The following is a 22,538-nucleotide window of genomic DNA, read 5'->3' as shown; positions in this document are numbered from 1 at the left end:
TGCTGAAAGAAGGACGATGAACAGGCAAGCAGAATGGGTAGCCCGAGCAGTGGGCGGGCAGATGATCGGCCCCGATGTGACGGTCACGGGACCAGTGGTCACCGATTCGCGTGAAGCAACCGCAGGATCGCTCTACGTCGCCCGTCGCGGCGAGAACGCCGACGGGCACGACTTCATCGCCAGTGCGCGAGACAACGGAGCGGTGGCCGCCCTGGTCGAACGTGAAATACCACAGGCCGGACTGACCCAGATCGTCACCCCCGAATCGACCGAGGCGCTCGGCGTCCTCGCCCATGCACATCTGGAGGACCTGCGACAGGCAGGCCCCCTCGATGTCATCGCTGTGACAGGGTCCGCCGGAAAAACCACCACCAAGGATCTGCTTGCTGCGCTCATGGCGACCGACGGGCCGACCGTTGCGCCCAAACTGTCCTTCAATAACGAGGTTGGCCTGCCACTGACCGTCCTCAAGGCCGACGAACACACACGTCACCTGGTGCTGGAAATGGGTGCATCGGGGCCCGGACATCTGCGCATGCTCACCGGCATTGCCGCTCCGGATGTGGCGATTGAACTGATGGTGGGCACAGCGCATCTGGGAGGCTTTGGATCGCGCGAAGCCACCGCCTCCGCAAAAGCCGAACTGATTAAGGGCATGAAACCTGACGGGACAGCTGTACTGAACGCTGATGATGACTACGTGGCGGCGATGGCTCAGCGTGCGCCAGGACGCATCATCGGATTCACCACGCGCACTCAGTACCCGCAGTTCACCGACACGTGGATCCGCGCGGAAAACATTACGATCGACGCTGACGAACGCGCCGCATTCGACCTAATCACACCCGAAGGACGTGCTCACGTGCACCTGACACTGGTGGGTGCGCATCATGTGCACAACGCGCTGGCAGCCGCAGCCGGAGCATACGCGTGCGGCGTCGACACGCAGACCATTGCGCAAGTCCTGACCGCTTCGGGGCCATCATCACCACACAGGATGGACATCGAGACAGTCACGCTGGACGAGGGACGCACCATCATCCTGATCGATGACGCCTACAACGCCAACCCGGATTCCATGCGCGCAGCACTGACCGCTCTGAAGCATCTGGGTGCTCAACGCAATGCGCGAACCGTGGCAGTGCTGGGCGCCATGCTGGAGCTGGGGGAGCAGTCCGAGGCCCTGCACCGAGACGTTGCCCAAATGGCACTTGATGCAGGCGTGTCCCATATCTTCACGTGGTCAGCTGATGCGCAGCCACTTGCCTCCCACGCGCAGGCGAAAACAGATTCAGGCACCGAAGTGACATACAGTGAAGACTGGAATGAGACACTGGGCGAACTCACCAGCGCCGTTCGTGACGGCGACATTGTGTTAGTCAAAGGCTCATACGGATCTCATGCGTGGCAGATTGCCGCAACACTGATGGAAAGCGGGTGCAGTCGATGATCGGGGTTATTGCGTCATTCGCGGTCGGCCTGGTGCTCTCACTGGGCCTGACACCCCTGTTTATCCGATTCCTTGTCCGTCACCAATACGGACAGTTCATCCGCCAGGACGGCCCCACCCAACACCTGACCAAACGTGGCACACCGACAATGGGTGGCGTTGTCTTCATTGGCGCCACCATCATCGCGTGGCTTGCTGGCAACGCCGTAAACCGCACGCTGCCCGCCTATTCATCACTCCTGCTCGCATTCCTCTTTGTCGGCTTGGGAATCGTCGGCCTGCTCGACGACGGCATCAAAATACGCAAACAACGATCCCTTGGCCTGCACGCAGGTGCGAAGATCATCATGCAGGTGGCGATCGGCTCCATCTTCGCCATTTTGGCACTGATGCGACCCAACGAACGCGGCATCACACCTGGATCGACGGCGATATCCGTGGCACGTCCCACCGGTATCGATCTGGCGTTCGCGGGCATCATCGTGGGCGGCATCCTGTTCGTCCTGTGGGTCAACTTTCTGGTTGCCGCATGGTCCAACGCCGTGAACCTGACAGACGGCCTGGATGGTCTGGCGACCGGCGCATCAATCTTCGTCTTCGGAGCGTACGCGCTGATCTCAGTTTTTCAGGTGACACAGTCGTGCTGGGGAACGACGATCAACACGGCAGCCTGCTACACGACCCGTGACCCCTTGTCACTGGCAATTTTCTGCGCCGGCCTGGTGGGAGCGCTGGCCGGTTTCCTCTGGTTCAACGCCTCACCCGCACAGATCTTCATGGGGGACACCGGATCTCTCGCCCTGGGCGGCGCAGTCGCCGGCATGTCGATTTTCACGAACACGGAGTTCCTGGCCGTTATCATCGGCGGACTCTTCGTCATCATCACGATGTCTGACGTTATCCAGATCAGTGTGTTCAAAATGACGCGCAAACGTGTCTTCCGCATGGCGCCGCTTCACCACCACTTCGAACTGAAGGGTTGGAAAGAAATCACCATCGTGATCCGTTTCTGGCTGATCGCCGCACTCCTGGCAGTGATCGGCGTCGGCCTGTTCTACGCGGAGTGGGTGTCATGGCTGTAATGGAACAACTGCCCCAACCCGGTCGTGCAGCAATCATCGGATGGGGAATGTCCGGTCGGGCCGCAGGCCGCGCCCTGAGTTCACGAGGCTGGGACGTCACGGGCTTCGACCAGCACGACGTTGCCGAAAACAACGACCGTGTCGAGGTTATCGCTGACGCCGATGAACTGGCCACACGCGTCGTGCAGACCGCGCCCGACCTGATCGTCATGTCTCCGGGAATCGCACCCCACGAGCCAGTATGGCAATCGGCATTGTCTGCGGATATCCCAATCGTCGGCGAGATGGAACTGGCGTGGCTCCTGCAGGAATCCGGCCTGCATGCAGGCCGCCCCTGGCTGATGGTCACCGGTACGAACGGCAAGACCACAACGGTTTCGATGCTGGCGGCCATGCTGCGCGCAGGCGGAGAGAATGCCCTCGAAGTAGGCAATATCGGCGTCCCCATCACGCAGCTCATTGACGATGATGCTGACGTGTTTGCAGTGGAGGCATCCTCATTCCAACTGTATTCGACCCGCACCGTATCCCCGGAAGCGTCCGTTGTCCTCAACGTCGATGCCGACCATCTGAACTGGCACGGCAGTGTCGAGGCCTACGCGCAGGCAAAGGCACGCATCTACGAAAACACACGCATCGCATGCGTTTATCCGTCAGCTGACCGTCGCATCGAAAAAATGGTGGAGAACGCGGACGTCATTGAAGGGGCGCGCGCCATCGGATTTACACTGGGCACCCCTGCTGTCTCACAGGTCGGCATTGTCGAGGACACCCTCGTCGATCGGGCCTTTCTGGATGAACGACGCACGCACGCATTGCATCTGGCTGAATTCGATGACCTCGTTCATGTCTCCGGTGCACAGCCCTCGCCCGCACTCCTGATGGATGCGCTGGCGGCCGCCGCTCTTGCACGCGCACACGGAGTGACGCCCGAAGCTGTTGCAGAGGGTCTGCGCACTTTCACGCAACCCGCCCACCGGCGAGCCATTATCTCGCACGCAGCGGACATGACGTGGATTGATGATTCAAAAGCCACCAATGCGCATGCCGCCGCTGCTTCCCTGGCTGGTGTCACGCCGGGAACTGCCATCTGGATTGCTGGGGGAGACGCAAAGGGGCAGAACTTCGACGACCTTGTCACCCGCGTCGCCCCGTTGTTGCGCGGCGTGGTGCTCATTGGCGTCGACCGGGCGCTTTTGAGGAACTCACTGGCGGCGCACGCTCCGTCGGTGCCTGTCGTGGAAGTCGATGGTCATGATGACTGGATGTTCTCGGTGGTGAACGAGGCGGTTGGCCTGTCGCGACCGGGCGACACCGTGTTGCTGGCTCCGGCAACCGCATCGTGGGATCAGTTCGACAACTACGGCCAGCGAGGCGATGTTTTTGCCCAGGCGGTGCAGCGCCTGGAAGACATGTGGAACACCAACAAGTAGGGGAGGCAGATTGTGGCGGACCAGGTGACCCGCAGTCCGCGCGAACGGCTGGCGCGCCTGTGGCATCGCATACCGGCGATCCGCTTCGGGCGGGAAGGCCAGTCATCTGCCGCGCGTGAATCCTCGCCTGTCACGTCCTACTACCTCGTCATCATCCCCGCAGTGCTGCTGGCACTGATCGGACTGCTCATGGGGTTTTCTGCCTCCGCCGTCACCAACATTGCCCAGGGTGAAAACCCCTATATCGCTTTCCTGAAGCCGCTGGCGCTGACGACAATCGGGCTCATCATGATGTTCGTGGCACAGATGGTGCCCGAGAAGGTCTACTACGCCGGAGCCCTTGTGCTGTTCGCACTCGCCTGCCTCCTCCAGGCCCTGGTCATGGTGCCGCTGTTTGGCCGTGCCGAGGGCGGCAACACGAACTGGATCCATATTCCCGGTCTGCCGTTCCTGATCCAGCCATCCGAACTGCTTAAACTGGCGCTCATCATCGCTTTGGCCCAGCTCGTCGCCCGCAGGGATTCGCGCCGTGATGACTTCAAGCAAATGGCGATCCGCTGTGGTGGTGCGACCGCCGTTGCGCTTGGCCTGGTCATGCTCGGACACGACATGGGGACAGCCCTCGTCGTCGCCACGTGTGCCTTTGGCGCGCTGTGGGTGGCAGGACTGCCCAGGAAGTGGTTCGGCTATGCGATCCTGGCAGCAATCCCGATTCTGGCATTCCTCGTCGTGCAGAACCCCACGCGACTGAGGCGCATCATCGCCATTATTCCCGGCATGGGGCCGGAGCGCTCCACCTCAGCTCCCGAACAGATCGACCACGCGCTGTGGGCATTCGGCTCTGGAGGGCTGATGGGGCTGGGACCGGGCGCATCGCGTGAAAAGTGGGAATACCTCCAGGCCGCGCACACCGACTTCATCCTTGCCATCGTGGGCGAGGAGTTCGGCCTGCTGGGCACATGCTCGGTCCTGGTTCTCATGATGCTGATGGTGTGGGGAATGGTGCGCGTCAGCAGGGAAACCACATCGCTTTTTGCCGCTGTTATGTGCGGCGGCATCGCATCGTGGATCGCTGTTCAGACCGTCATCAACGTCATGTCGGTAACCGGCATCGGCCCGGTGATCGGCGTGCCGTTGCCGCTGGTGTCCTCTGGCGGTTCGGCGTTCGTATTTACCGCTAGCGCTGTTGGGGTGGTAGCGTCATGTGCGCGCGCGAATGCTCGCATGCGAATGTTCGGCTCTCCCGACGAGGCTTCCGCAGGACGCGATCCACGCCGACGCATTCACAAGCGTCCCGCGCGCACACGACCAGTACGACAGGCACAGAAGGCGCGATGACACACACAATAGTTCTGGCAGGCGGCGGCACAGCCGGTCACGTCAATCCGTTGCTGGCAACGGCCACGTGCCTGCGTGAGCGCGGATGGGATGTGCGAATCCTCGGCACGCGCGAAGGCCTGGAAGCAGATCTGGTCCCGGCAGCAGGATTTGAGTTTCACGAAATTGAACGTGTGCCCCTGCCACGCCGACCCACCCCGGCATTGCTGACAGTTCCGCAGCGACTGCGCCACGCAATCGCGCAGTCCCGCAACGTGATCACAGGAGCTGACGGGTTGTTGGGTTTTGGTGGATACGTCTCCACCCCCGCCTACTTTGCCGCACGTTCAGAGCACATCCCGATCGCCATTCATGAACAAAATGCGCGCCCCGGCCTGGCGAACCGACTGGGAGCCAGATGGGCCGCCCTCGTCGCACTCACGTTCGCTTCCACGCCGCTTGCAGCACGACAGGGACGCACCGAGGTCGTCGGATTGCCCCTCCGCCCGCAGATCGCGCGCCTGGCGCATCTGCGAACCACCGACGAGGGTGCCCGCACCGCCCGCGTCGAAGGCGCGCAGCGCTTCGGACTTGACCCGGATCTGACCACGCTGGTCATCACGGGCGGCTCCCTGGGGGCGCTTCACATCAACACAGTCATGGCATCCATCGCCTCCGAGCTGCCTGAGGGCTGTCAGGTTCTGCACCTGACCGGTAAAGGCAAGGACGATGCCGTGCGTGCCAGTATTGACGAGGCGGGAGTGGCTCACCGATGGCACGTGGTGGACTACACAACTGACATGCATGATGCGCTGGCCGTGGCCGACCTGGTGGTCTGCCGCTCAGGTGCCGGCACCGTCGCGGAGCTGAGCGCCCTCGGACTGCCTGCCGTCTATGTCCCCCTCCCGATCGGCAACGGTGAGCAGCGTCTGAATGCGCATGACCACGTCGCAGCAGGCGGTGCAGAGCTGATCAACGACGCGCACTTCACCGTTGAACGCGCACGCACCGACGTCATGGGCATACTGACTGACCAGGAGCGCCTCAGCCGGATGCGCAGCGCGTCAGCTCATGGATCCTCTGCCAACGCCGCTGAGCGCCTGACAGACCTCGTGGAGGAGATGTGCAGATGAACGCGCAAACCGGTATCAGCACAGTTCATCTCATTGGCGTCGGCGGAGCCGGTATGAGCGTGGTGGCAGAGCTGCTTCATGCTCGTGGTTGTACCGTCAGCGGGTCGGATCAGAATCCGTCATCTGTCATTGACAGGCTTCAGGCAGCGGGAATTGACGCCTATGTCGGCCATGACGCCGATCGGGTCCCGGCCGACGCCACAGTTGTAGTCTCGACGGCAGTGCGTCCAACGAATCCGGAACTGGTCCGTGCCACCGAGCGTGGCCAGAGTGTTATTCACCGCTCCCAGGCACTTGCCTATGCCGCCAGGGGCATGCGTTTTGTCGCTGTTGCCGGCGCGCACGGCAAGACTACGACATCTGCCATGTTGACTATTGCGTTAGCTGAAGCAGGGGAGGATCCCTCGTGCGCGGTCGGCGGTATCGTGCCCCAATTTGGCACTGGTGCGCACCTGGGCGGCGGAGACATTTTTGTGGCCGAGGCAGATGAATCCGATGGCTCATTCCTGAACTACCATCCGACAGTCGCCCTCGTCACCAATGTTGAGCCGGACCACCTGGATCACTACGGCTCAACGGAGGCGTTCGAGCAGGCATTTGTGGACTTTGCGCACCGCATCGTTGCCGGTGGAACACTGGTGTGCTGCGCGGAAGATCGAGGTGCGCGGGCGTTGGCGCAGGCAGCTCGTCGCGATGGCATCACCACGCTGACCTATGGCCGCCCTGAACACTGTGAGGCGGTGCCGGATGTGACGATAACTGATGTTGCGACAACTGATCATGGCTCGAGCGCCCACCTGTGCGGACCTGACACGCTGGAGGCGACGATTCGCCTCGCCGTGGTGGGTGATCATAACGTGCTCAACGCGGCGGGTGCATGGGCGGCAGGATGCGCGCTGGGGGTCGATGCCGGCCGTCTTGCCAACGGTCTGTCGCATTTTTCAAGTACAGGTCGCCGATTCGAACTTCGCGGCCAGGTGGGCTCCAGACGCGTTATTGATGACTACGCGCACCACCCGACCGAGGTGGAAGCAGCTCTCAGGCAGGCCCGGATCGTAGCTGACGGCGGCGAGGTAACCGTCGTCTTCCAGCCGCATCTGCTTAGTCGCACACGTGCTTTTGCCCAGCGTTTCGCTGACGCTCTGGCGCACGCGGATCATGTGGTCGTCACCGATATTTACCCGGCGCGTGAAGATCCGATCGAGGGAGTCGACTCTGGATTGATCGTGGCGCACCTGCCTGGAGCCCAATGGATCCCGGACATGCATGAAGCTGCCCGCCTGGCAGCGCGTCAGACAGGAGAACATGGCATAGTGATGACCATGGGTGCCGGCTCAATCACGCAATGCGCGGATGACGTTCTCGATGAATGGCGCAACGGGGACGTGCAGTGAGGCAACCACCCCGGCCTCGCCCTCCCCACGAGCCTGCCGAACAGCCTGAACGCTCCACCGTGCATGATCGCCATGCAATCGGTGGGCGATCCGCATCAACGCAGCATTCCGAATCGAGCAGGCGGCCCGCCTCGACTCAGCGATCTGCGTCGGCCACGCGATCCGCGTCGGTGGAACGTATCCGCGGGCCACGCCAGATGCGCACGCCGCTGTCCTCGTCCAGTGCGGTCGACGCATTCGGCGAGCGGCGCGCGAGGGGCCAGAAAAACTCGAAGGTCACCCGTCTTGATGAACGACGCAAAGCACGTAGACGGCTGTCTCTTCGCACTCTGATGTCGATTATTGTCACTGTCCTCCTTGCTGCAGCGGCGATCTGGGCCATCTTCTTTTCGCCACTTTTCGCCCTCACGACCTCGCGCATCACCGTCGAGGGCGCGAATGACGTCGTACCGGCCGAGCAGGTGATTGCCAGCGTCGACGAATTCAGCGGAACCCCGATTACGCGACTGTCGATGTCATCAGTTGTGCAGGCTGTGAATTCGCTGACGCTGGTACGCGACAGCCAGGTGCAGCGTTCGTGGCCCGATGGGCTGACCATTACGATCACCGTTCGCAGGCCAGTGATGGTGGAAATGGTCGGTGAAAATGCCCGCGTCATTGACGAGGACGGCGTGGAGATACCCGGGGATCCGCCCGAGGGTCTGCCTGTTGTCGCGCTTCCATCTGAGGACCCTCTCAGAGCGCAGGCAATTGAGCAGGTCCAGACGGTGTGGGCGGCGCTCAGTTCTGAGCTGCGTCAGATGACAGGAAAGATCAGTGCCGACGGACAGCAGCTGACCATTACCTTGGCGGATAACCGTGTGGTGCGGTGGGGGACCCAGGATGATTCGGATCTGAAGTCACGCGTCCTGAAGGTTCTGATCGACCAACGACCTGCGCAGGTCTATGACGTAAGTTCTCCGACCCGGCCGGTCACGTCCTAGCGACACGCCCACATCTTTCCTTGCAGTTTGAGGTGTTGTTTTCTACCGTCTTTCCGGCAGAATACAGGAGAAACACCAACCTTCAACTTGAGGTTGAGGGTTGAGTGGGAGGGGCACAAAATGGCAGGACCTCAAAACCACCTCGCAGTGATCAAGGTGGTCGGAGTCGGCGGCGGCGGCGTCAATGCTGTTAACCGAATGATCGAAGCAGAACTCAAAGGCGTCGAATTCATTGCGGTGAACACAGACGCCCAGGCTCTGCTGATGTCAGATGCTGAAACCAAACTTGATATCGGTCGCGACCTGACCCACGGCCTGGGAGCGGGAGCTGACCCGTCAGTGGGCCGTCAGGCAGCTGAAGACCACATCGATGACATCAAGGCCGCCCTTGAAGGCGCCGACATGGTGTTCGTCACCGCCGGTGAAGGAGGCGGCACGGGAACGGGCGCAGCCCCCATCGTTGCCAAAGCCGCCCGCGACTCCGGCGCTCTGACAGTCGGCGTCGTCACCCGCCCCTTTTCCTTTGAAGGCATGCGTCGCGCCGCCCAGGGTGAACAGGGCGTTGAGGCACTGCGCAAAGAAGTCGACACGCTGATCGTCATCCCGAATGATCGCCTGCTGTCCATCTCGGATCCCAATATCTCGATCCTTGAAGCATTCCAGGCAGCCGACCAGGTCCTGCTCTCGGGAGTGCAGGGAATCACTGAACTCATCACCACCCCGGGTCTGATCAACGTCGACTTCAACGACGTGAAGTCCGTGATGCAGGATGCCGGATCCGCGCTGATGGGTATCGGTGCTGCTACAGGTGATGACCGCGCGCTGCGCGCCGTGGAAACCGCGATTTCCTCCCCGCTGCTTGAAGCCAGCATTGACGGCGCTCACGGCGTCCTCATGTTCTTCCAGGGTGGCTCGGATGTTGGCCTGCAGGAGATCTACCAGTCCGCACTGCTGGTGCGCGAAGCCGCTCACCCTGAAGCCAACATCATCTTCGGCAACGTCGTTGACGATTCGCTGGGCGACGAGATCCGCGTCACCATCATTGCGGCCGGATTTGACGACCAGCCCGTGACGTCAGGTAACACCGATGCGACAGCGAAGAAGCCGGAACAGCCGGCACCTGTCGCCGCGCCGGCCCCGAAGTCTGCGGAAGAACCCTTGCGTGAACGCTCAGCGGGAACCATTTCCCAGACGCCGGTTCGCCCCGCACATCGTGCAGAACCTCGCGTGCCTACCCGCACGCAGGCGCCGTCCGCCACACCGTCGGATGTGCCCAGTGCTCAGCCTGCTCCGCGAGATGCCGATTCGCTGGAAGTGCCGCGCATCTTCGACGAGGATGACTCCGCTGACGACCTGGACATTCCTGATTTTCTGCGCTGAAACATGATCACACCGATCGAGTGGGCAGGCGCCCTGATCACGCACACGGAAGCGGGGTCGGGCACCTGCCCACTTCGCAATAACGTGGGATACCACGTTGGCGATGATGCTCAGGCAGTGGCGAAGCGCCGCGATCACCTGAGCAAGCTGACCGGAAGCCCGCTGACCTGGATGGACCAGACGCACTCCACGCGTGTCCACGTCGTCGATGCGATCAGCGACCACATTGACGCAGACGCCCTCGTCGTCAATCTGGCCGAGGGGCCACGCACGGGACTGGCCGTGATGGTTGCCGACTGCGTGCCTGTGTGCCTGAGTGCAGCTCATGGGACGATCCTGGCGGCGATCCACGCCGGACGCACGGGGCTGCTCGGTGGAATACTCAGCGCGACAGTTCGCCGGATTCGCCGCATGAGCGCGGAGCCGATCAGCGCCTTTGTCGGTGCCTGCATATGCGGCCAATGCTACGAGGTGGACCGCGCGCTGTGGGACGACGTAGCAGCCGTTCGACCACATATGTGTACCCACACCAGTTGGGGCACCCCCGGCCTTGATCTTCGCGAGGGGGTATGCAGCGAACTGCGCGAAGCAGGCGTCGACACAATTGAACACGACCTGCGGTGCACCCGGGAAACGCCGGCCCTCCACTCCTACAGGCGCGACCCCACCTGCGGACGCCAGGCATTGATCATTTCGCCATCGTTGCGACATGCCGAGGCAACTTGAGGCCTGTGCGTTATCTTCTCGATTAGCGTGAGATCAGCGGCCTGACAGAGGAGAAACGATGGCGGAATCATTTTCTACGCGCGCGAAGAAATTCATGGGATGGGACACATCCGACGACGAGTTCGATGAACCCGAAATGGAACAGGAAGAGCCCGGACAGTGGGCAGACGTCACTGAACTGTCCGACTATGAACCCACACCTGCAGTGCGCCGCACTGAAACAGTGCAGCAAACTGAGCCGAATGATCTGGCCCGAATTCAGACCATTCACGCCACCTCCTATGCGGATGCGCGCAGCATCGGCGACGCCTTCCGCAGCGATATCCCTGTCATCGTCAACATGACCGACCTGCCTGACAATGAAGCGCGCCGCGTGATCGATTTCTCCGCCGGGCTGGTGTACGGCCTGCGCGGACACTTTGAACGCGTGACTCAACGCGTCTACCTGCTGTCGCCGCGATCTGTCAAGGTGTCATCCGGAATGGCCCCCTCCCACGGTGCGGAGCTGTTCAGCCAGGCAGAGTAATGCCCGTGTACATACTCGGCGCCGCTGTACACTTCTGTGCCAGCTTGTACCTGCTGGTGCTGTTTGGACGGATGATCTTTGACTGGATCCGTATTCTTGCCCGCGACTGGCATCCGCGAGCAACGGCCGTCATTGTGATCGGTAATGTGCTCTACGCGTTGACTGACCCACCTCTGCGTTTCCTGCGTCGCTACATTCCGCCGCTCAGACTGGGTAACGGGATCGCACTCGATGTCGGTTTCATGGTGCTGTTCATCGGTATTCTGCTTCTTCAGCGCGTTGCACGATTGATGATGGTATTTGGCTAGTTAGGCGTTCAAACGGTAGATTAATTGAAACGCATATTGGAATGTGATGTCGCTGTGACTGAAGTTGCCTCAGTGATTCATGTGTCCGATAGAATAAGTATCACTTACAATCAGTGTCATCAGGTTGAATGCTGGTGACACCACGATCGTCGGGCGGTTACCAATCGGCGTTCGACAGGGCAGATACCGAGAGGTGAGGAAATGGACGAGCCCACAGGTCAGGAACAGATTCAGCTGCTGACAACGGACGAAGTTCTGAACAAGAACTTCCAGGCAGTGAAGTTCCGTGAAGGCTACGACCCCGTCGAGGTTGACAATTTTCTCGACCGAGTCGTTGCGACGATCTACTACCTGAACATGGAGAAGCAGAATCTCCAGGAAAAGCTTGAAGCAGCCGAACGCCGCATCACCGAACTCCAGGAAGGTTCGGCCGACGCATCTGGCTTCTCCACTCCTGCCGAAACTGCTCAGCCTGTTGTCGAGGAAGAACCGCAGGTCGCGCAGCCCGAACCAGAACCAGAACCAGAACCCGTTCAGCCTGTGCAGCCGGTTCAGCCTGCCACGCCCAGCGAACCCGAATCCGCAACCTCGATGCTTGCTTTGGCGCAGCGCGTCCACGACGAGTACGTGCGCGACGGCCGCGAAGAATCAGAACGCATCATTGCTGAAGCTCGCACCAAGGGCGATGAGATCGTTGCCGACGCAGAGAGCAAGCATGAAACGATCCTTGCTCAGCTCGACCAGGAGCGCGGACTGCTGGAAAACAAGATCAACGAGTTGCGTGGATTCGAGACGGAATACCGTCAGTCCATCCGCACTCACCTCGAGAAACTTCTGACCGAAGTGAACGAGGACAGCTCGGAAAACTGACGTTTCTCAAGCCAATGACTGTGTGGCGGCGGCGTACCAGACGCTGCCGCCACATTTATGCCCCACCTGTTAGGAGAACATGTGTCAACGAGTCCAGCTGCAACGAATGTGTCACGGCGCCCACTGGTCAGCGCCATAGTTGTAGCACTCGTCGCACTGATCAGTGACCAGGTCACGAAGTTCTGGGCTTTGTCCTCGTTGTCCGAGGGGCAGCGCCGTCCACTTATTGGTGACTTCCTGAGTCTCCAGCTGGTCAGGAACTCCGGAGCCGCCTTCTCGATGGGGGCAGGCTCAACGTGGATTTTCACGATCATCTCAGTGGTCGTGCTCGGCGTCATCATCTGGGTCCTGCCGAAAATCACCTCCACGAGTGTGGCAGCCGTGGTGGGTCTTCTTGCCGGGGGAGCGGCGGGTAACCTGGTGGATCGCCTCGTGCAGCCTCCCTCGTTCGGGCGCGGACACGTCGTTGACTTCATCAACTACAACGACTACTTCGTTGGCAACGTTGCCGATATCTGGATCGTTGTGGCAGCAGTGTCGATGGTGATCATCTTCCTGCGAACAGAACACTCCCATTCCGGTGCGCGCACCGATGAGTGACGAGTTCGAGCACCGCTACCTGCCAGTGCCGGACGCGCTGGTCGATACCCGCGTGGACGTGGCACTCTCACGCATGCTCGGCATGTCACGCTCTCAGGCCGGTGACCTTGCCAGCGCAGGACACGTGCGCATCAACGGTGCCGTCAGTCGGAAGTCGGACCGGCTCAGCCTTCAGGACCTCATTGAAGTCGACATACCGCAGCACCGTGTGCAGCCGGCACCCGTGACCGGCATGGACATCCTCTACGATGATGACGACATCGTCGTGGTCAACAAACCTGTCGGCGTTGCGGCACACACGGGCCCGGGATGGACCGGTCCCACAGTGATCGGCAACCTGGAAGCCGCAGGCTTCCGCATCGCACTGTCAGGCCCGCCCGAACGCCAGGGAATCGTGCACCGCCTGGATGTGGGTACATCTGGCGCCATGATGGTCGCCAAATCCGAACTGGCATATTCGGTGATGAAACGGGCCTTCAAGGAACGCACCGTCACGAAGATTTACCATGCCGTGGTCGCCGGACACCTGGATCCGCCATCGGGCACCATCGACGCGCCCATTGGCCGCCATCCGTCGCGCGAATGGCGCATGGCCGTTATCGAAGGTGGCAAGCGTGCCGTGACACATTACGACACCCTTGAACTCATGGCTGGTGCAGCCCTGCTGTCAATCCACCTGGAAACCGGCCGCACACACCAGATCCGCGTCCACATGGCAGCGGTCAACCATCCGTGTGTCGGCGACGTGTTCTACGGCGCTGACCCCACGCAGGCTGAACGCCTCGGCTTGGAACGTCAATGGTTGCACGCCGTCCAGCTCGGCTTCGCACACCCACGCACCGGCAAACACGTCACCGTGGACGCACCGTACATGGACGACCTTGATGCTGCCCTCACCCTCCTGAGAAAACCACGATGACCACTCTTCACGTCCGACGCGCCACCGACTCCGACCGCTTCGCCATTATCTCGATCAGGTGGGATGTGTTCGTTGTTGAACAGCACGTTCCTATGGTCCTTGAAATTGATGCACGCGACTTCAACCCCGCCGTCACCCAATTCATTGCCGAGGACGAGGCTGGCCACCCTGTTGGAACCGTGCGCCTCATCCCGGATGGTGATGATTGCTATCACCTGGGGCGCCTTGCTGTCAGACAGGAGGCACGCGGCAGTGGATGCGGAGCCGCCCTCGTCAATGCTCTGCACGAAGAAGTCACACGACGAACCCCTGCCGGCAGGCACGCCCGGGTCGACCTCGACGCGCAACTGCAGGCACAGGGATTCTACGAACGCCTCGGATATGCGTCACACGGCGACGATACATTCTGGGATGCAGGAATTGAGCATCGTCACCTCGCTCAGCTCATCGAGGGCACTGCAGAACCATTAAGATGACACGTATGGCCACCCGTGACAGTTTCGTTCATCTTCACAACCACTCCGAATACTCCATGCTGGACGGCGCAGCGAAAATCGCGCCGATGGTTCAGGAAGCTGCCCGCCTCGAACAACCGGCAATCGGACTGACCGATCACGGATACCTGTTCGGCGCCTTCGAATTCTATTCAGCGTGCAAAGATGCCGGAATTAAACCGATCATTGGCCTTGAAGCATACGTCACTCCCGGCACGTCCAGATTTGACACGAAGCGTGTCCACTGGGGAGAACCGTGGCAGCGCAGTGACGACGTTTCGGCCAATGGCGCATACAATCACCTGACACTGCTGGCCTACACGACCGAAGGCATGCTGAATCTGTTTCGCCTTGGTTCACGCGCCTCCACGGAAGGACAGTTTGGTAAGTGGCCGCGTGCCGACAAGGAACTGCTGCAGGAATACCACGAAGGGTTGATCGTTTTCTCAGGGTGCCCGTCGGGAGCCGTCCAAACCCATATGCGGTTGGGTCAGTGGGATGAAGCAGTGCGTGAAGCAGGGGAGCTGCGCGACATTTTCGGGCCGGAGAACTTCTATGTCGAAGTCATGGATCACGGCATCGAATTTGAACGACGCACACGCAATGACCTGCTCAAATTGGCCAAGCTCATGAATGCTCCACTGGTAGCGACCAACGATGCGCACTACGTGAAAAAAGAAGACCGAGATGTGCAGGACGCGTTATTGTGCATCAACTCGGGTGCCAAGCTGGCTGACCAGGACCGCTTCAAATTCGACGGCGACGGCTACTATATCCGCTCCAGCGAAGACATGCGTCGCACCTGGGCTGAACTGCCCGAAGCATGCGACACCACCCTGGATATTGCTGAACGCTGCGACGTGCACTTCACCACCACCAAAGAGGGCGCCAACTACATGCCCGATTTCCCCGTGCCCGAGGGCGAAGACAAAACATCGTGGTTCATCAAGGAAGTTGAACGAGGGCTGGCCGACCGTTTCCCGGACGGCGTTCCTGATGACGTGCGTAAACAGGCTGAATACGAAGAAGACGTCATTATCTCGATGGGGTTCCCCGGCTACTTCCTGACGGTGGCGGACTACATCAACTGGGCCAAGCATCAGGGCATCCGCGTGGGGCCTGGCCGAGGTTCCGGTGCTGGCTCCATGGTGGCCTACGCGATGCGTATCACCGAGCTGAACCCAATGGAACACGGCCTGATTTTCGAACGCTTCCTCAACCCCGAGCGCGTCTCCATGCCTGACTTCGATGTGGACTTCGACGAACGTCGCCGCGACGAAGTGATCGAATACGTGAAACGTAAATACGGCGAAGACCGGATCAGTCAGGTCGTCACCTTCGGACGAATCATGACGAAACAGGCACTGAAGGATTCAGCACGACTGCTCGGCTACGACTTCAAGACAGGCGAGCAGCTCACCAAGGCACTGCCCCCGGCAGTGATGGGCAAGAACATTTCAGTGCACGGCATTTTCGACAAGGAAGACAAGCGCTACGGCGAGGCAGCGGAGTTCCGTAAATACTACGAGGAAAACCCGCAGACTCACGACATCGTCAACCTGGCGATGGGACTGGAAGGACTGACACGACAATGGGGTGTCCACGCATGCGCGGTGATCATGTCCTCGCATACGCTGACCGACATTATTCCGATCATGAAGCGCCTCGCTGACGGCGCGATCATTACGCAGTTCGACTATCCCACGTGTGAAGCGCTGGGGTTGCTGAAGATGGACTTCCTGGGGCTGCGAAACCTCACGGTCCTGTCAGACGCCCTCGAAAATATCAGGCTGAACAACAAGGATGTCCCGGACCTTGATCAGTTGCCGCTCAACGACCCGGCAACCTACGACCTGTTGGCACGCGGCGACACGCTCGGCGTGTTCCAGCTGGATGGTTCCGGGATGCGAGAACTTCTCAAACTGATGCGCCCCGACAACTTTGAAGATATTTCAGCTGTGGGCGCGTTGTACCGGCCCGGCCCGATGGGCGCAGACTCGCACACGAACTACGCTCTGCGTAAGAACGGGCGTCAGGAAATCACTCCCATTCACCCTGAACTTGCTGAGCCGCTCAAAGACATTCTGGGCACTACGTACGGTCTGATCGTCTACCAGGAACAGGTCATGCAGATCGCGCAGAAACTGGCCGGATACTCACTGGGTCAGGCAGATATGCTCCGACGAGCGATGGGTAAGAAGAAGAAAAAGATTCTGGACCAGGAGTTCGGACCGTTCTCGCAGGGGATGCGCGAACATGGCTATTCCGATGACGCGGTGAAAACACTGTGGGACATTCTGGTTCCGTTCTCGAACTACGCGTTCAACAAGGCGCACTCGGCGGCGTACGGATTGGTGTCGTACTGGACTGCCTACCTCAAGGCGAATTTTCCCACTGAATACATGGCCGCATTGCTGACCTCGACCAAAGACAACAAGGATCGGCGAGCCTTGTACCTGGCTGAATGTCGTCACATGGATATCACCGTTTTGCCCCCCGACGTCAACGCTTCGATGGGCACGTTCGCGCCAGATGGGTCGAACATCCGTTTTGGCCTGTCTGCGATCCAGAACGTCGGCGCGAACGTGGTGGACGGTATCGTGCAGGCGCGCTCGGAAAAAGGCGCGTATATCTCCTTCCAGGACCTCCTGGACAAGGTACCTGCCACCGTGTGCAATAAGCGCACCATCCAGTCACTCATTAAGGCCGGCGCCTTCGACTCTCTGGGGAAGAACCGGCGCTCCCTGCTGTCCCGCTGCGACGAGGCCGTCGACGCGGTCACCGACCTGAAACGCAATGAGGCCATCGGCCAGTTCGACCTGTTTGCCGCCATGGGTGGAGCAGCAGCACCTGAACAGTCCTCCCTCACGGTCGAAATCCCTGACCTGCCCGAATTCGACAAGCGGCACAAACTGGCCGATGAACGCGAAATGCTTGGCCTGTATGTCTCCGACCATCCACTGCGCGGTGTGGAAGCGGCGCTGCGCCGATACCAGGACATCGACATCGCCGCGATCGTCTCCTCCGAAGAAGCCATGGCGGACCGCAAGGTGCGCGTCGCAGGACTGGTGTCGTCGGTTCAGATGAAGGTCACCAAGCAGGGCAACCAGTGGGCGATCGCAACGGTGGAAGACCTCAGCGCTTCCATCGAAGTGCTTTTCTTCCCTCGCTCGTTCGAAACAATTCAGTCCTACCTGGCTACCGACACGATCGTCCAGGTCGAGGGGCGCGTCACCCAGCGCGATGAGAACGTCGAACTGATCGGCCAGGCCATGACGTTGCTGGATCTGCGTGACGATCAGGACTCCCCGCTGGACCTGCAGATGACTCCTGGCCGATGCACTCGCTCAATGCTGACCGAACTCAAAGACGTGCTGGAAGCTTTCCCAGGCGAATCACCTGTGCGCATCCACTTGCGCCAAGGCGGGCGCGTCACAATCGTCGAAGTTGACCCGAAGTACCGCGTCGAAAAATCCAGCGCATTTTTCAGCCAGGTCAAGGCCGTGGTCGGAGCAGACGGAGTGATGACCTCCTGAGTTAGGCTAAGAGTTATGAAACGCATGGATCTTCGCGGCACCAGTGCCACCACAGATGCAATCCGCCGTCAACTGCCACGAGCTGCATTCGACATCACCGCAGCCGTCGAGGCTGTCACGCCGATTATCGACAGCGTCATCCACGAGGGTGCGAGCGCCATCAAGGACTGTGCCGAGCGTTTCGACCATGTGCGTCCTGATCGCCTGAAGGTACCGGCCGACCAGATCCGTGCCGCCCTCGACGGACTTGACCCTGCGGTGCGCGGCGCGCTGGAAGTGTCGATCGAGCATAACCGCGCCGGCCACACTGTCCAGCTGCCCACCACGCAACACGCCACCATCATTCCCGGCGGCACGATTACCCAGCGGTGGGTACCGGTGCAGCGCGCCGGTGTCTACGTCCCAGGTGGCCTGGCTGTCTACCCCTCCTCAGTTGTGATGAACGTGGTGTGCGCGCAGGTCGCCGGCGTCAGCTCAATCGCCCTGGCTTCACCGCCGCAACGCGAGTTCGGCGGACTGCCGCACCCGACAATCCTTGCAGCGTGCGCACTGTTGGGCGTGGACGACGTGTGGGCAATGGGTGGTGCGCAGGCAATCGCCGGCCTTGCCTACGGATTTGACGACGAGGGTGACGTGTGTGAACCGGTTGATGTCGTAGCAGGACCGGGCAACATTTATGTGGCCGCAGCTAAGCGGGTGGTGTCTGCTCACGTGGGGATCGATGCGGAAGCGGGAACCACTGAAATAGCGATCCTTGCCGATGGTGATGCTCACCCCGCTTTCGTTGCCGCTGACTTGATCAGCCAGGCGGAGCATGATCCTGCTGCCGCATCTGTTCTGATCACGGACAGTGAGCCGCTTGCGGATGCAGTGGAAGCTGAGATTCAGCGGCTGGCACCGCTGACCGCGCACACCGAACGCATTATGACGGCGCTGAGCGGACCGCAGTCGGGCATCGTCCTCGTCGATGATCTGGATGCTGGGCTGCGCGTTGTGGATGCGTATGCTCCCGAACACCTCGAAGTACAGACAGAGAATGCTGCCGAAGTAGCGCTGCGCGTGCGCAACGCAGGTGCCATTTTTGTCGGCCCGTACACGCCGGTACCGCTGGGCGACTACGTTGCAGGCTCCAACCACGTCCTGCCCACAGGAGGCACCGCCCGCTACGCTGCCGGACTGAACGTGGGACAGTATCTGCGCAGCCAGCAGGTCGTTGAGTATTCACACGATGCGCTCGAAGCGCTCACCGATGACCTCAACACGCTGGCATGTGCCGAAGACCTGCCGGCACACGGAGCAGCCGCGCTGATCCGGCGCGAGGAAGGCGGACGCAATGACTGATTTACGTTTGCCGCTGCGCCCTGAACTTGCGGGGCTGAGCCCGTATGGCGCGCCCCAATTGGATGTGCCCGTACGCCTGAACGTCAATGAGAATCCGTGGGCGCCTTCTGACGAGCTGGTTGACGATATCGCGCGCTCAGTGGCTCGCGCCGCCAGCGGGCTGAACCGCTACCCGGATCGCGATTTTCTGGAACTGCGTGGGGAACTGGCACGATATCTGGCTGACGAAAGCGGTGTAAGTGTTCCGCCCGAACATGTATGGGCAGCCAACGGTTCCAACGAAGTCATGACCCAGATTCTGCAGGCATTCGCCGGCACGTCACGGACCGTCGTTTCATGTGCCCCGACATACTCGATGTATCACGAGTACGCGCGCGACACGTGCTCACGGTGGGTCACGTGTGATCGGCACGAGGATTTTTCCATCGACCTGGATGCCCTGCGCGACCTGCTCGAAACTGAGCACCCGGCAGTCGTTCTGCTGGCCAGTCCGAACAATCCCACCGGAACAGCACTGTCACTTGACGACATCCGCTCCCTGGCTGACGACACGCGATTCAGCGGGCCTGTCGGGCCGGACGGACAGCCCACAGCGAGCCTGCTGGTCATCGATGAAGCGTACGCGGAATTCAGGCGTGCGGGGACATCCTCGGCACTCGAACTCGTTGAGCAGAATCCGCACGTGGTCGTCTCCCGCACTATGTCGAAAGCATTTGGAATGGCGGGGTTGCGTCTGGGATACATGGTGGCCTGCCAGGACGTCATTGACGCGATCATGCTGGTGCGCTTGCCCTACCATCTGTCAGCCATCACGCAGGCAGCGGCACTGGCGGCGCTGCGTCACCGTGAATGCCTCATGCAGCAGGTGGCCGACCTGCGTGACAGTCGGGACGCCCTCGCGCACTGGCTGGAATCACGAGGGCTGCAGGTGGCTCAATCTGACGCGAACTTCATTTTCTTTGGACGTTTCGATAACCGGCAGGACATCTTTGACAAGCTCCTGGAGCGGGGCGTGTTGATCCGCGTCGTCGGCCCTGACGGCTGGCTGCGGGTCAGCGTAGGGACACCTGAGGAAAACCAGCAATTCATGACGGCACTGGAGGAGGTTCTCTCATGAACGCGCGAACTGCGACAATTGACCGCGAAACATCAGAGTCAACAATTCATCTGGAAGTGAATCTTGACGGCAGCGGCGTGACCAACATTTCGACTGGTGTGCCGTTCTACGACCATATGCTCACCGCATTTGGGCGTCACTCCCTGATTGACCTGACTGTTCAGGCGCGCGGGGATGTGGACGTGGACGTGCACCACACTGTCGAAGACACCGCGATCTGCCTGGGCCAGGCCATCAAGTTGGCGCTTGGTGACAAGGCAGGAATCCGCCGTTTCGCAGATGCTACGGTGCCCCTGGATGAAGCCCTCGCTCATGCTGTTGTGGACATTTCAGGGCGGCCGTACCTCGTGCACGAGGGCGAGCCGGCCGGCCAGGAATACCACCTCATTGGCGGGCACTTCACCGGCTCCATGACACGACACGTGTTTGAGTCGCTGGCCTATAACGCCGGAATCTGTCTGCATGTGCGTCTGCTTGCCGGTCGCGACCCGCACCACATTGTGGAAGCGCAGTTCAAGGCACTTGCCCGCGCGATGCGCGGCGCTGTTGAACCGGATCCACGGGTGAGTGGCATTCCGTCTACCAAAGGAGCACTGTAATGGTCCAGGATGTTCCTCAGCGTCCTGACGATGAGGACATTGACGCTAAGTTCGCGGGAATCGTTGCGGACTTCGAGCGCTCAAGCGCACCTGCCGAACGGCATGACCTGGACACTCCGGTTGATGAATCCTTGCACCTGGAAGGTGGATCCCTGTCGGTCGCATTGGTGCTCACACCGATTCCGTCAGCCGAGGCGCTGCACAAACTCCTGCAGCTGGCCGGGCTTTCCGTCCACGTCGTCCCGATTAAGCCGTGGACCGCGATTTGGCTGAAAGTTGATTCCAATCAGCCGATGACCGAGGAAGACGAGCTGGCCTCACTGATGGGCAAGTGCCGCTCCATGCCACCCGAAGTGGATCAGGTGGCACGACTGACCTCACGCCTGTCCAAGCTGGGCTCCGTGGCAATCATGTCGTGGCTGGTTGAAGGTGACGAGGAAGATGTGGAGCCGGGTGTATCCGGACAGATCAGTGCACGCCGATACGTGTCGGGCGAGCCGGAAGACGATATTCCAGCTGGCGTGCTGATCGGATCAATGCCGGTGGCCCTTGAAGACCTGCTGCTGGGCAGAACCACCCCGGATGACTACAACGGGTCGGTCGCACCTGATGGCACATGCCTGAAGCGGCCACGCGGCCCATTAGGGTGGTTCAGAAAACCATGAGCATGATGCAGCGACGCTCTCGAATCGTCGTCTTGAAATTCGGGTCAGGCAACGTGCGCTCAGCGTGCAGTGCGCTGGAACGAGCCGGTGCCGACGTCTCACTGAGCGCCGATCCGCAGGAAGTCAGCGAAGCTGACGGCCTGGTGGTGCCAGGTGTGGGAGCATTCATCACGGTGATGGACCAGCTGCGCGCAGTGCAAGGCCTGAGGATGATTGAACGCCGGATCGCAGGTGCAAGGCCCGTGCTGGGAATCTGCGTCGGGCTGCAGATCATGTTCGACCGCTCCACTGAAAAGGGCACGACCGAGGGCCTGGGGCAGTGGGACGGAACCGTGGACCGTCTGGACGCGCCCATCATTCCGCACATGGGGTGGACACAGGTTGAAGCCGCATCCGATACGACACTGTTCGACGGACTGGATGAGGAGTACTTCTACTTCGTGCATTCCTACGCCGTGATGGATGATCCGGCTCGGACATCTCGCCCTCGCACGGCAGCTGCTCCGCAGACGAGCTGGGCAACCTACGGTCAGCGCTTTGTCGCAGCCGTGGAAGACGGAGCGCTGAGCGCCACACAGTTCCACCCCGAAAAATCTGGTGCCGCCGGCTTGAAGCTGCTGCAGAATTGGTTGGCGACCACCGTGTCTGACTAAAACCGCTCTATC

Annotated in this window: 21 protein-coding genes; all 21 read left to right on the top strand. The window is 60.6% G+C overall.

Annotated features, from left to right (window positions below):
• Positions 1 to 16: 16 nt before the first annotated feature.
• Positions 17 to 1,450, top strand: coding sequence for a UDP-N-acetylmuramoyl-tripeptide--D-alanyl-D-alanine ligase (locus AC1EJZ_RS04315; RefSeq protein WP_480293999.1), 1,434 nt, complete (start codon positions 17 to 19; stop codon positions 1,448 to 1,450).
• Positions 1,447 to 2,532, top strand: a complete 1,086-nt coding sequence (gene mraY, locus AC1EJZ_RS04310; RefSeq protein ID WP_092649085.1) for a phospho-N-acetylmuramoyl-pentapeptide-transferase — start codon at positions 1,447 to 1,449, stop codon at positions 2,530 to 2,532. The genes AC1EJZ_RS04315 and mraY overlap by 4 nt, the downstream gene beginning before the upstream one ends.
• Positions 2,532 to 3,965: a UDP-N-acetylmuramoyl-L-alanine--D-glutamate ligase gene (gene murD / locus AC1EJZ_RS04305; protein ID WP_092648471.1), complete on the top strand. Its 1,434-nt coding sequence runs from the start codon at positions 2,532 to 2,534 to the stop codon at positions 3,963 to 3,965. The genes mraY and murD overlap by 1 nt, the downstream gene beginning before the upstream one ends.
• A gap of 12 nt (positions 3,966 to 3,977) precedes the next feature.
• Positions 3,978 to 5,303: an FtsW/RodA/SpoVE family cell cycle protein gene (locus AC1EJZ_RS04300; protein WP_227469203.1), complete on the top strand. Its 1,326-nt coding sequence runs from the start codon at positions 3,978 to 3,980 to the stop codon at positions 5,301 to 5,303.
• Complete coding sequence (gene murG / locus AC1EJZ_RS04295; RefSeq protein WP_070725884.1) at positions 5,300 to 6,415, top strand: undecaprenyldiphospho-muramoylpentapeptide beta-N-acetylglucosaminyltransferase; 1,116 nt, start codon at positions 5,300 to 5,302, stop codon at positions 6,413 to 6,415. Before AC1EJZ_RS04300 ends, murG begins: the two co-directional genes overlap by 4 nt.
• Positions 6,412 to 7,809, top strand: coding sequence for a UDP-N-acetylmuramate--L-alanine ligase (gene murC / locus AC1EJZ_RS04290; RefSeq protein WP_092648473.1), 1,398 nt, complete (start codon positions 6,412 to 6,414; stop codon positions 7,807 to 7,809). The genes murG and murC overlap by 4 nt, the downstream gene beginning before the upstream one ends.
• The gene (locus AC1EJZ_RS04285) at positions 7,806 to 8,792 is read left to right on the top strand and encodes a cell division protein FtsQ/DivIB (protein ID WP_162272392.1); all 987 of its coding nucleotides are present in this window, start codon (positions 7,806 to 7,808) and stop codon (positions 8,790 to 8,792) included. The genes murC and AC1EJZ_RS04285 overlap by 4 nt, the downstream gene beginning before the upstream one ends.
• Positions 8,793 to 8,912: 120 nt before the next feature.
• A complete protein-coding gene (gene ftsZ, locus AC1EJZ_RS04280) occupies positions 8,913 to 10,172 on the top strand; it encodes a cell division protein FtsZ (protein WP_092648475.1) in 1,260 nt (419 codons plus the stop codon).
• Positions 10,173 to 10,175: 3 nt separating this feature from the next.
• Entirely contained in the window at positions 10,176 to 10,898 is a 723-nt protein-coding gene (locus AC1EJZ_RS04275; RefSeq protein WP_257590405.1) for a purine nucleoside phosphorylase YfiH/LACC1 family protein, read from the top strand.
• A 58-nt stretch (positions 10,899 to 10,956) separates the two neighbouring features.
• Positions 10,957 to 11,424 carry a cell division protein SepF gene (locus tag AC1EJZ_RS04270; RefSeq protein ID WP_058236472.1) on the top strand — a complete coding sequence of 156 codons (468 nt, stop codon included), beginning with the start codon at positions 10,957 to 10,959 and terminating at the stop codon, positions 11,422 to 11,424.
• The gene (locus AC1EJZ_RS04265) at positions 11,424 to 11,732 is read left to right on the top strand and encodes a YggT family protein (RefSeq protein WP_058236473.1); all 309 of its coding nucleotides are present in this window, start codon (positions 11,424 to 11,426) and stop codon (positions 11,730 to 11,732) included. Before AC1EJZ_RS04270 ends, AC1EJZ_RS04265 begins: the two co-directional genes overlap by 1 nt.
• Before the next feature lie 228 nt (positions 11,733 to 11,960).
• Positions 11,961 to 12,602 carry a DivIVA domain-containing protein gene (locus tag AC1EJZ_RS04260; protein WP_058236864.1) on the top strand — a complete coding sequence of 214 codons (642 nt, stop codon included), beginning with the start codon at positions 11,961 to 11,963 and terminating at the stop codon, positions 12,600 to 12,602.
• An 81-nt stretch (positions 12,603 to 12,683) separates the two neighbouring features.
• The gene (lspA, locus tag AC1EJZ_RS04255) at positions 12,684 to 13,202 is read left to right on the top strand and encodes a signal peptidase II (protein WP_227469200.1); all 519 of its coding nucleotides are present in this window, start codon (positions 12,684 to 12,686) and stop codon (positions 13,200 to 13,202) included.
• Positions 13,195 to 14,121, top strand: coding sequence for an RluA family pseudouridine synthase (locus tag AC1EJZ_RS04250; protein WP_070725878.1), 927 nt, complete (start codon positions 13,195 to 13,197; stop codon positions 14,119 to 14,121). The genes lspA and AC1EJZ_RS04250 overlap by 8 nt, the downstream gene beginning before the upstream one ends.
• On the top strand, positions 14,118 to 14,597 hold the full coding sequence (locus tag AC1EJZ_RS04245) for a GNAT family N-acetyltransferase (RefSeq protein WP_092648476.1): 480 nt from the start codon (positions 14,118 to 14,120) through the stop codon (positions 14,595 to 14,597). The genes AC1EJZ_RS04250 and AC1EJZ_RS04245 overlap by 4 nt, the downstream gene beginning before the upstream one ends.
• A gap of 5 nt (positions 14,598 to 14,602) precedes the next feature.
• Positions 14,603 to 18,151 carry a DNA polymerase III subunit alpha gene (gene dnaE, locus AC1EJZ_RS04240; protein WP_070725969.1) on the top strand — a complete coding sequence of 1,183 codons (3,549 nt, stop codon included), beginning with the start codon at positions 14,603 to 14,605 and terminating at the stop codon, positions 18,149 to 18,151.
• A gap of 15 nt (positions 18,152 to 18,166) precedes the next feature.
• Positions 18,167 to 19,492, top strand: coding sequence for a histidinol dehydrogenase (hisD, locus tag AC1EJZ_RS04235; RefSeq protein WP_070725875.1), 1,326 nt, complete (start codon positions 18,167 to 18,169; stop codon positions 19,490 to 19,492).
• Positions 19,485 to 20,609, top strand: coding sequence for a histidinol-phosphate transaminase (locus AC1EJZ_RS04230; RefSeq protein WP_070725874.1), 1,125 nt, complete (start codon positions 19,485 to 19,487; stop codon positions 20,607 to 20,609). The genes hisD and AC1EJZ_RS04230 overlap by 8 nt, the downstream gene beginning before the upstream one ends.
• The gene (gene hisB / locus AC1EJZ_RS04225) at positions 20,606 to 21,208 is read left to right on the top strand and encodes an imidazoleglycerol-phosphate dehydratase HisB (protein ID WP_058236477.1); all 603 of its coding nucleotides are present in this window, start codon (positions 20,606 to 20,608) and stop codon (positions 21,206 to 21,208) included. Before AC1EJZ_RS04230 ends, hisB begins: the two co-directional genes overlap by 4 nt.
• On the top strand, positions 21,208 to 21,873 hold the full coding sequence (locus AC1EJZ_RS04220; protein ID WP_058236478.1) for a hypothetical protein: 666 nt from the start codon (positions 21,208 to 21,210) through the stop codon (positions 21,871 to 21,873). Before hisB ends, AC1EJZ_RS04220 begins: the two co-directional genes overlap by 1 nt.
• On the top strand, positions 21,870 to 22,526 hold the full coding sequence (gene hisH / locus AC1EJZ_RS04215) for an imidazole glycerol phosphate synthase subunit HisH (protein WP_227469199.1): 657 nt from the start codon (positions 21,870 to 21,872) through the stop codon (positions 22,524 to 22,526). The genes AC1EJZ_RS04220 and hisH overlap by 4 nt, the downstream gene beginning before the upstream one ends.
• Positions 22,527 to 22,538: the final 12 nt, after the last annotated feature.

The sequence above is a fragment of the Pauljensenia sp. C0170B5 genome (genome assembly GCF_056590195.1).
This window is presented reverse-complemented; position numbering and strand designations above follow the sequence as displayed.

Bases quoted from the DNA above. Each gene is read 5' to 3' on its own strand.
- hisD (WP_070725875.1), top strand. From the start codon at position 18,167: ATGAAACGCATGGATCTTCGCGGCACCAGTGCCACCACAGATGCAATC.
- murD (WP_092648471.1), top strand. From the start codon at position 2,532: ATGGAACAACTGCCCCAACCCGGTCGTGCAGCAATCATCGGATGGGGA.
- AC1EJZ_RS04315 (WP_480293999.1), top strand. From the start codon at position 17: ATGAACAGGCAAGCAGAATGGGTAGCCCGAGCAGTGGGCGGGCAGATG.
- murC (WP_092648473.1), top strand. From the start codon at position 6,412: ATGAACGCGCAAACCGGTATCAGCACAGTTCATCTCATTGGCGTCGGC.
- AC1EJZ_RS04245 (WP_092648476.1), top strand. From the start codon at position 14,118: ATGACCACTCTTCACGTCCGACGCGCCACCGACTCCGACCGCTTCGCC.
- mraY (WP_092649085.1), top strand. From the start codon at position 1,447: ATGATCGGGGTTATTGCGTCATTCGCGGTCGGCCTGGTGCTCTCACTG.
- AC1EJZ_RS04220 (WP_058236478.1), top strand. From the start codon at position 21,208: ATGGTCCAGGATGTTCCTCAGCGTCCTGACGATGAGGACATTGACGCT.
- AC1EJZ_RS04250 (WP_070725878.1), top strand. From the start codon at position 13,195: ATGAGTGACGAGTTCGAGCACCGCTACCTGCCAGTGCCGGACGCGCTG.
- hisB (WP_058236477.1), top strand. From the start codon at position 20,606: ATGAACGCGCGAACTGCGACAATTGACCGCGAAACATCAGAGTCAACA.
- AC1EJZ_RS04275 (WP_257590405.1), top strand. From the start codon at position 10,176: ATGATCACACCGATCGAGTGGGCAGGCGCCCTGATCACGCACACGGAA.
- AC1EJZ_RS04265 (WP_058236473.1), top strand. From the start codon at position 11,424: ATGCCCGTGTACATACTCGGCGCCGCTGTACACTTCTGTGCCAGCTTG.
- ftsZ (WP_092648475.1), top strand. From the start codon at position 8,913: ATGGCAGGACCTCAAAACCACCTCGCAGTGATCAAGGTGGTCGGAGTC.
- hisH (WP_227469199.1), top strand. From the start codon at position 21,870: ATGAGCATGATGCAGCGACGCTCTCGAATCGTCGTCTTGAAATTCGGG.
- murG (WP_070725884.1), top strand. From the start codon at position 5,300: ATGACACACACAATAGTTCTGGCAGGCGGCGGCACAGCCGGTCACGTC.
- AC1EJZ_RS04230 (WP_070725874.1), top strand. From the start codon at position 19,485: ATGACTGATTTACGTTTGCCGCTGCGCCCTGAACTTGCGGGGCTGAGC.
- dnaE (WP_070725969.1), top strand. From the start codon at position 14,603: ATGGCCACCCGTGACAGTTTCGTTCATCTTCACAACCACTCCGAATAC.
- AC1EJZ_RS04270 (WP_058236472.1), top strand. From the start codon at position 10,957: ATGGCGGAATCATTTTCTACGCGCGCGAAGAAATTCATGGGATGGGAC.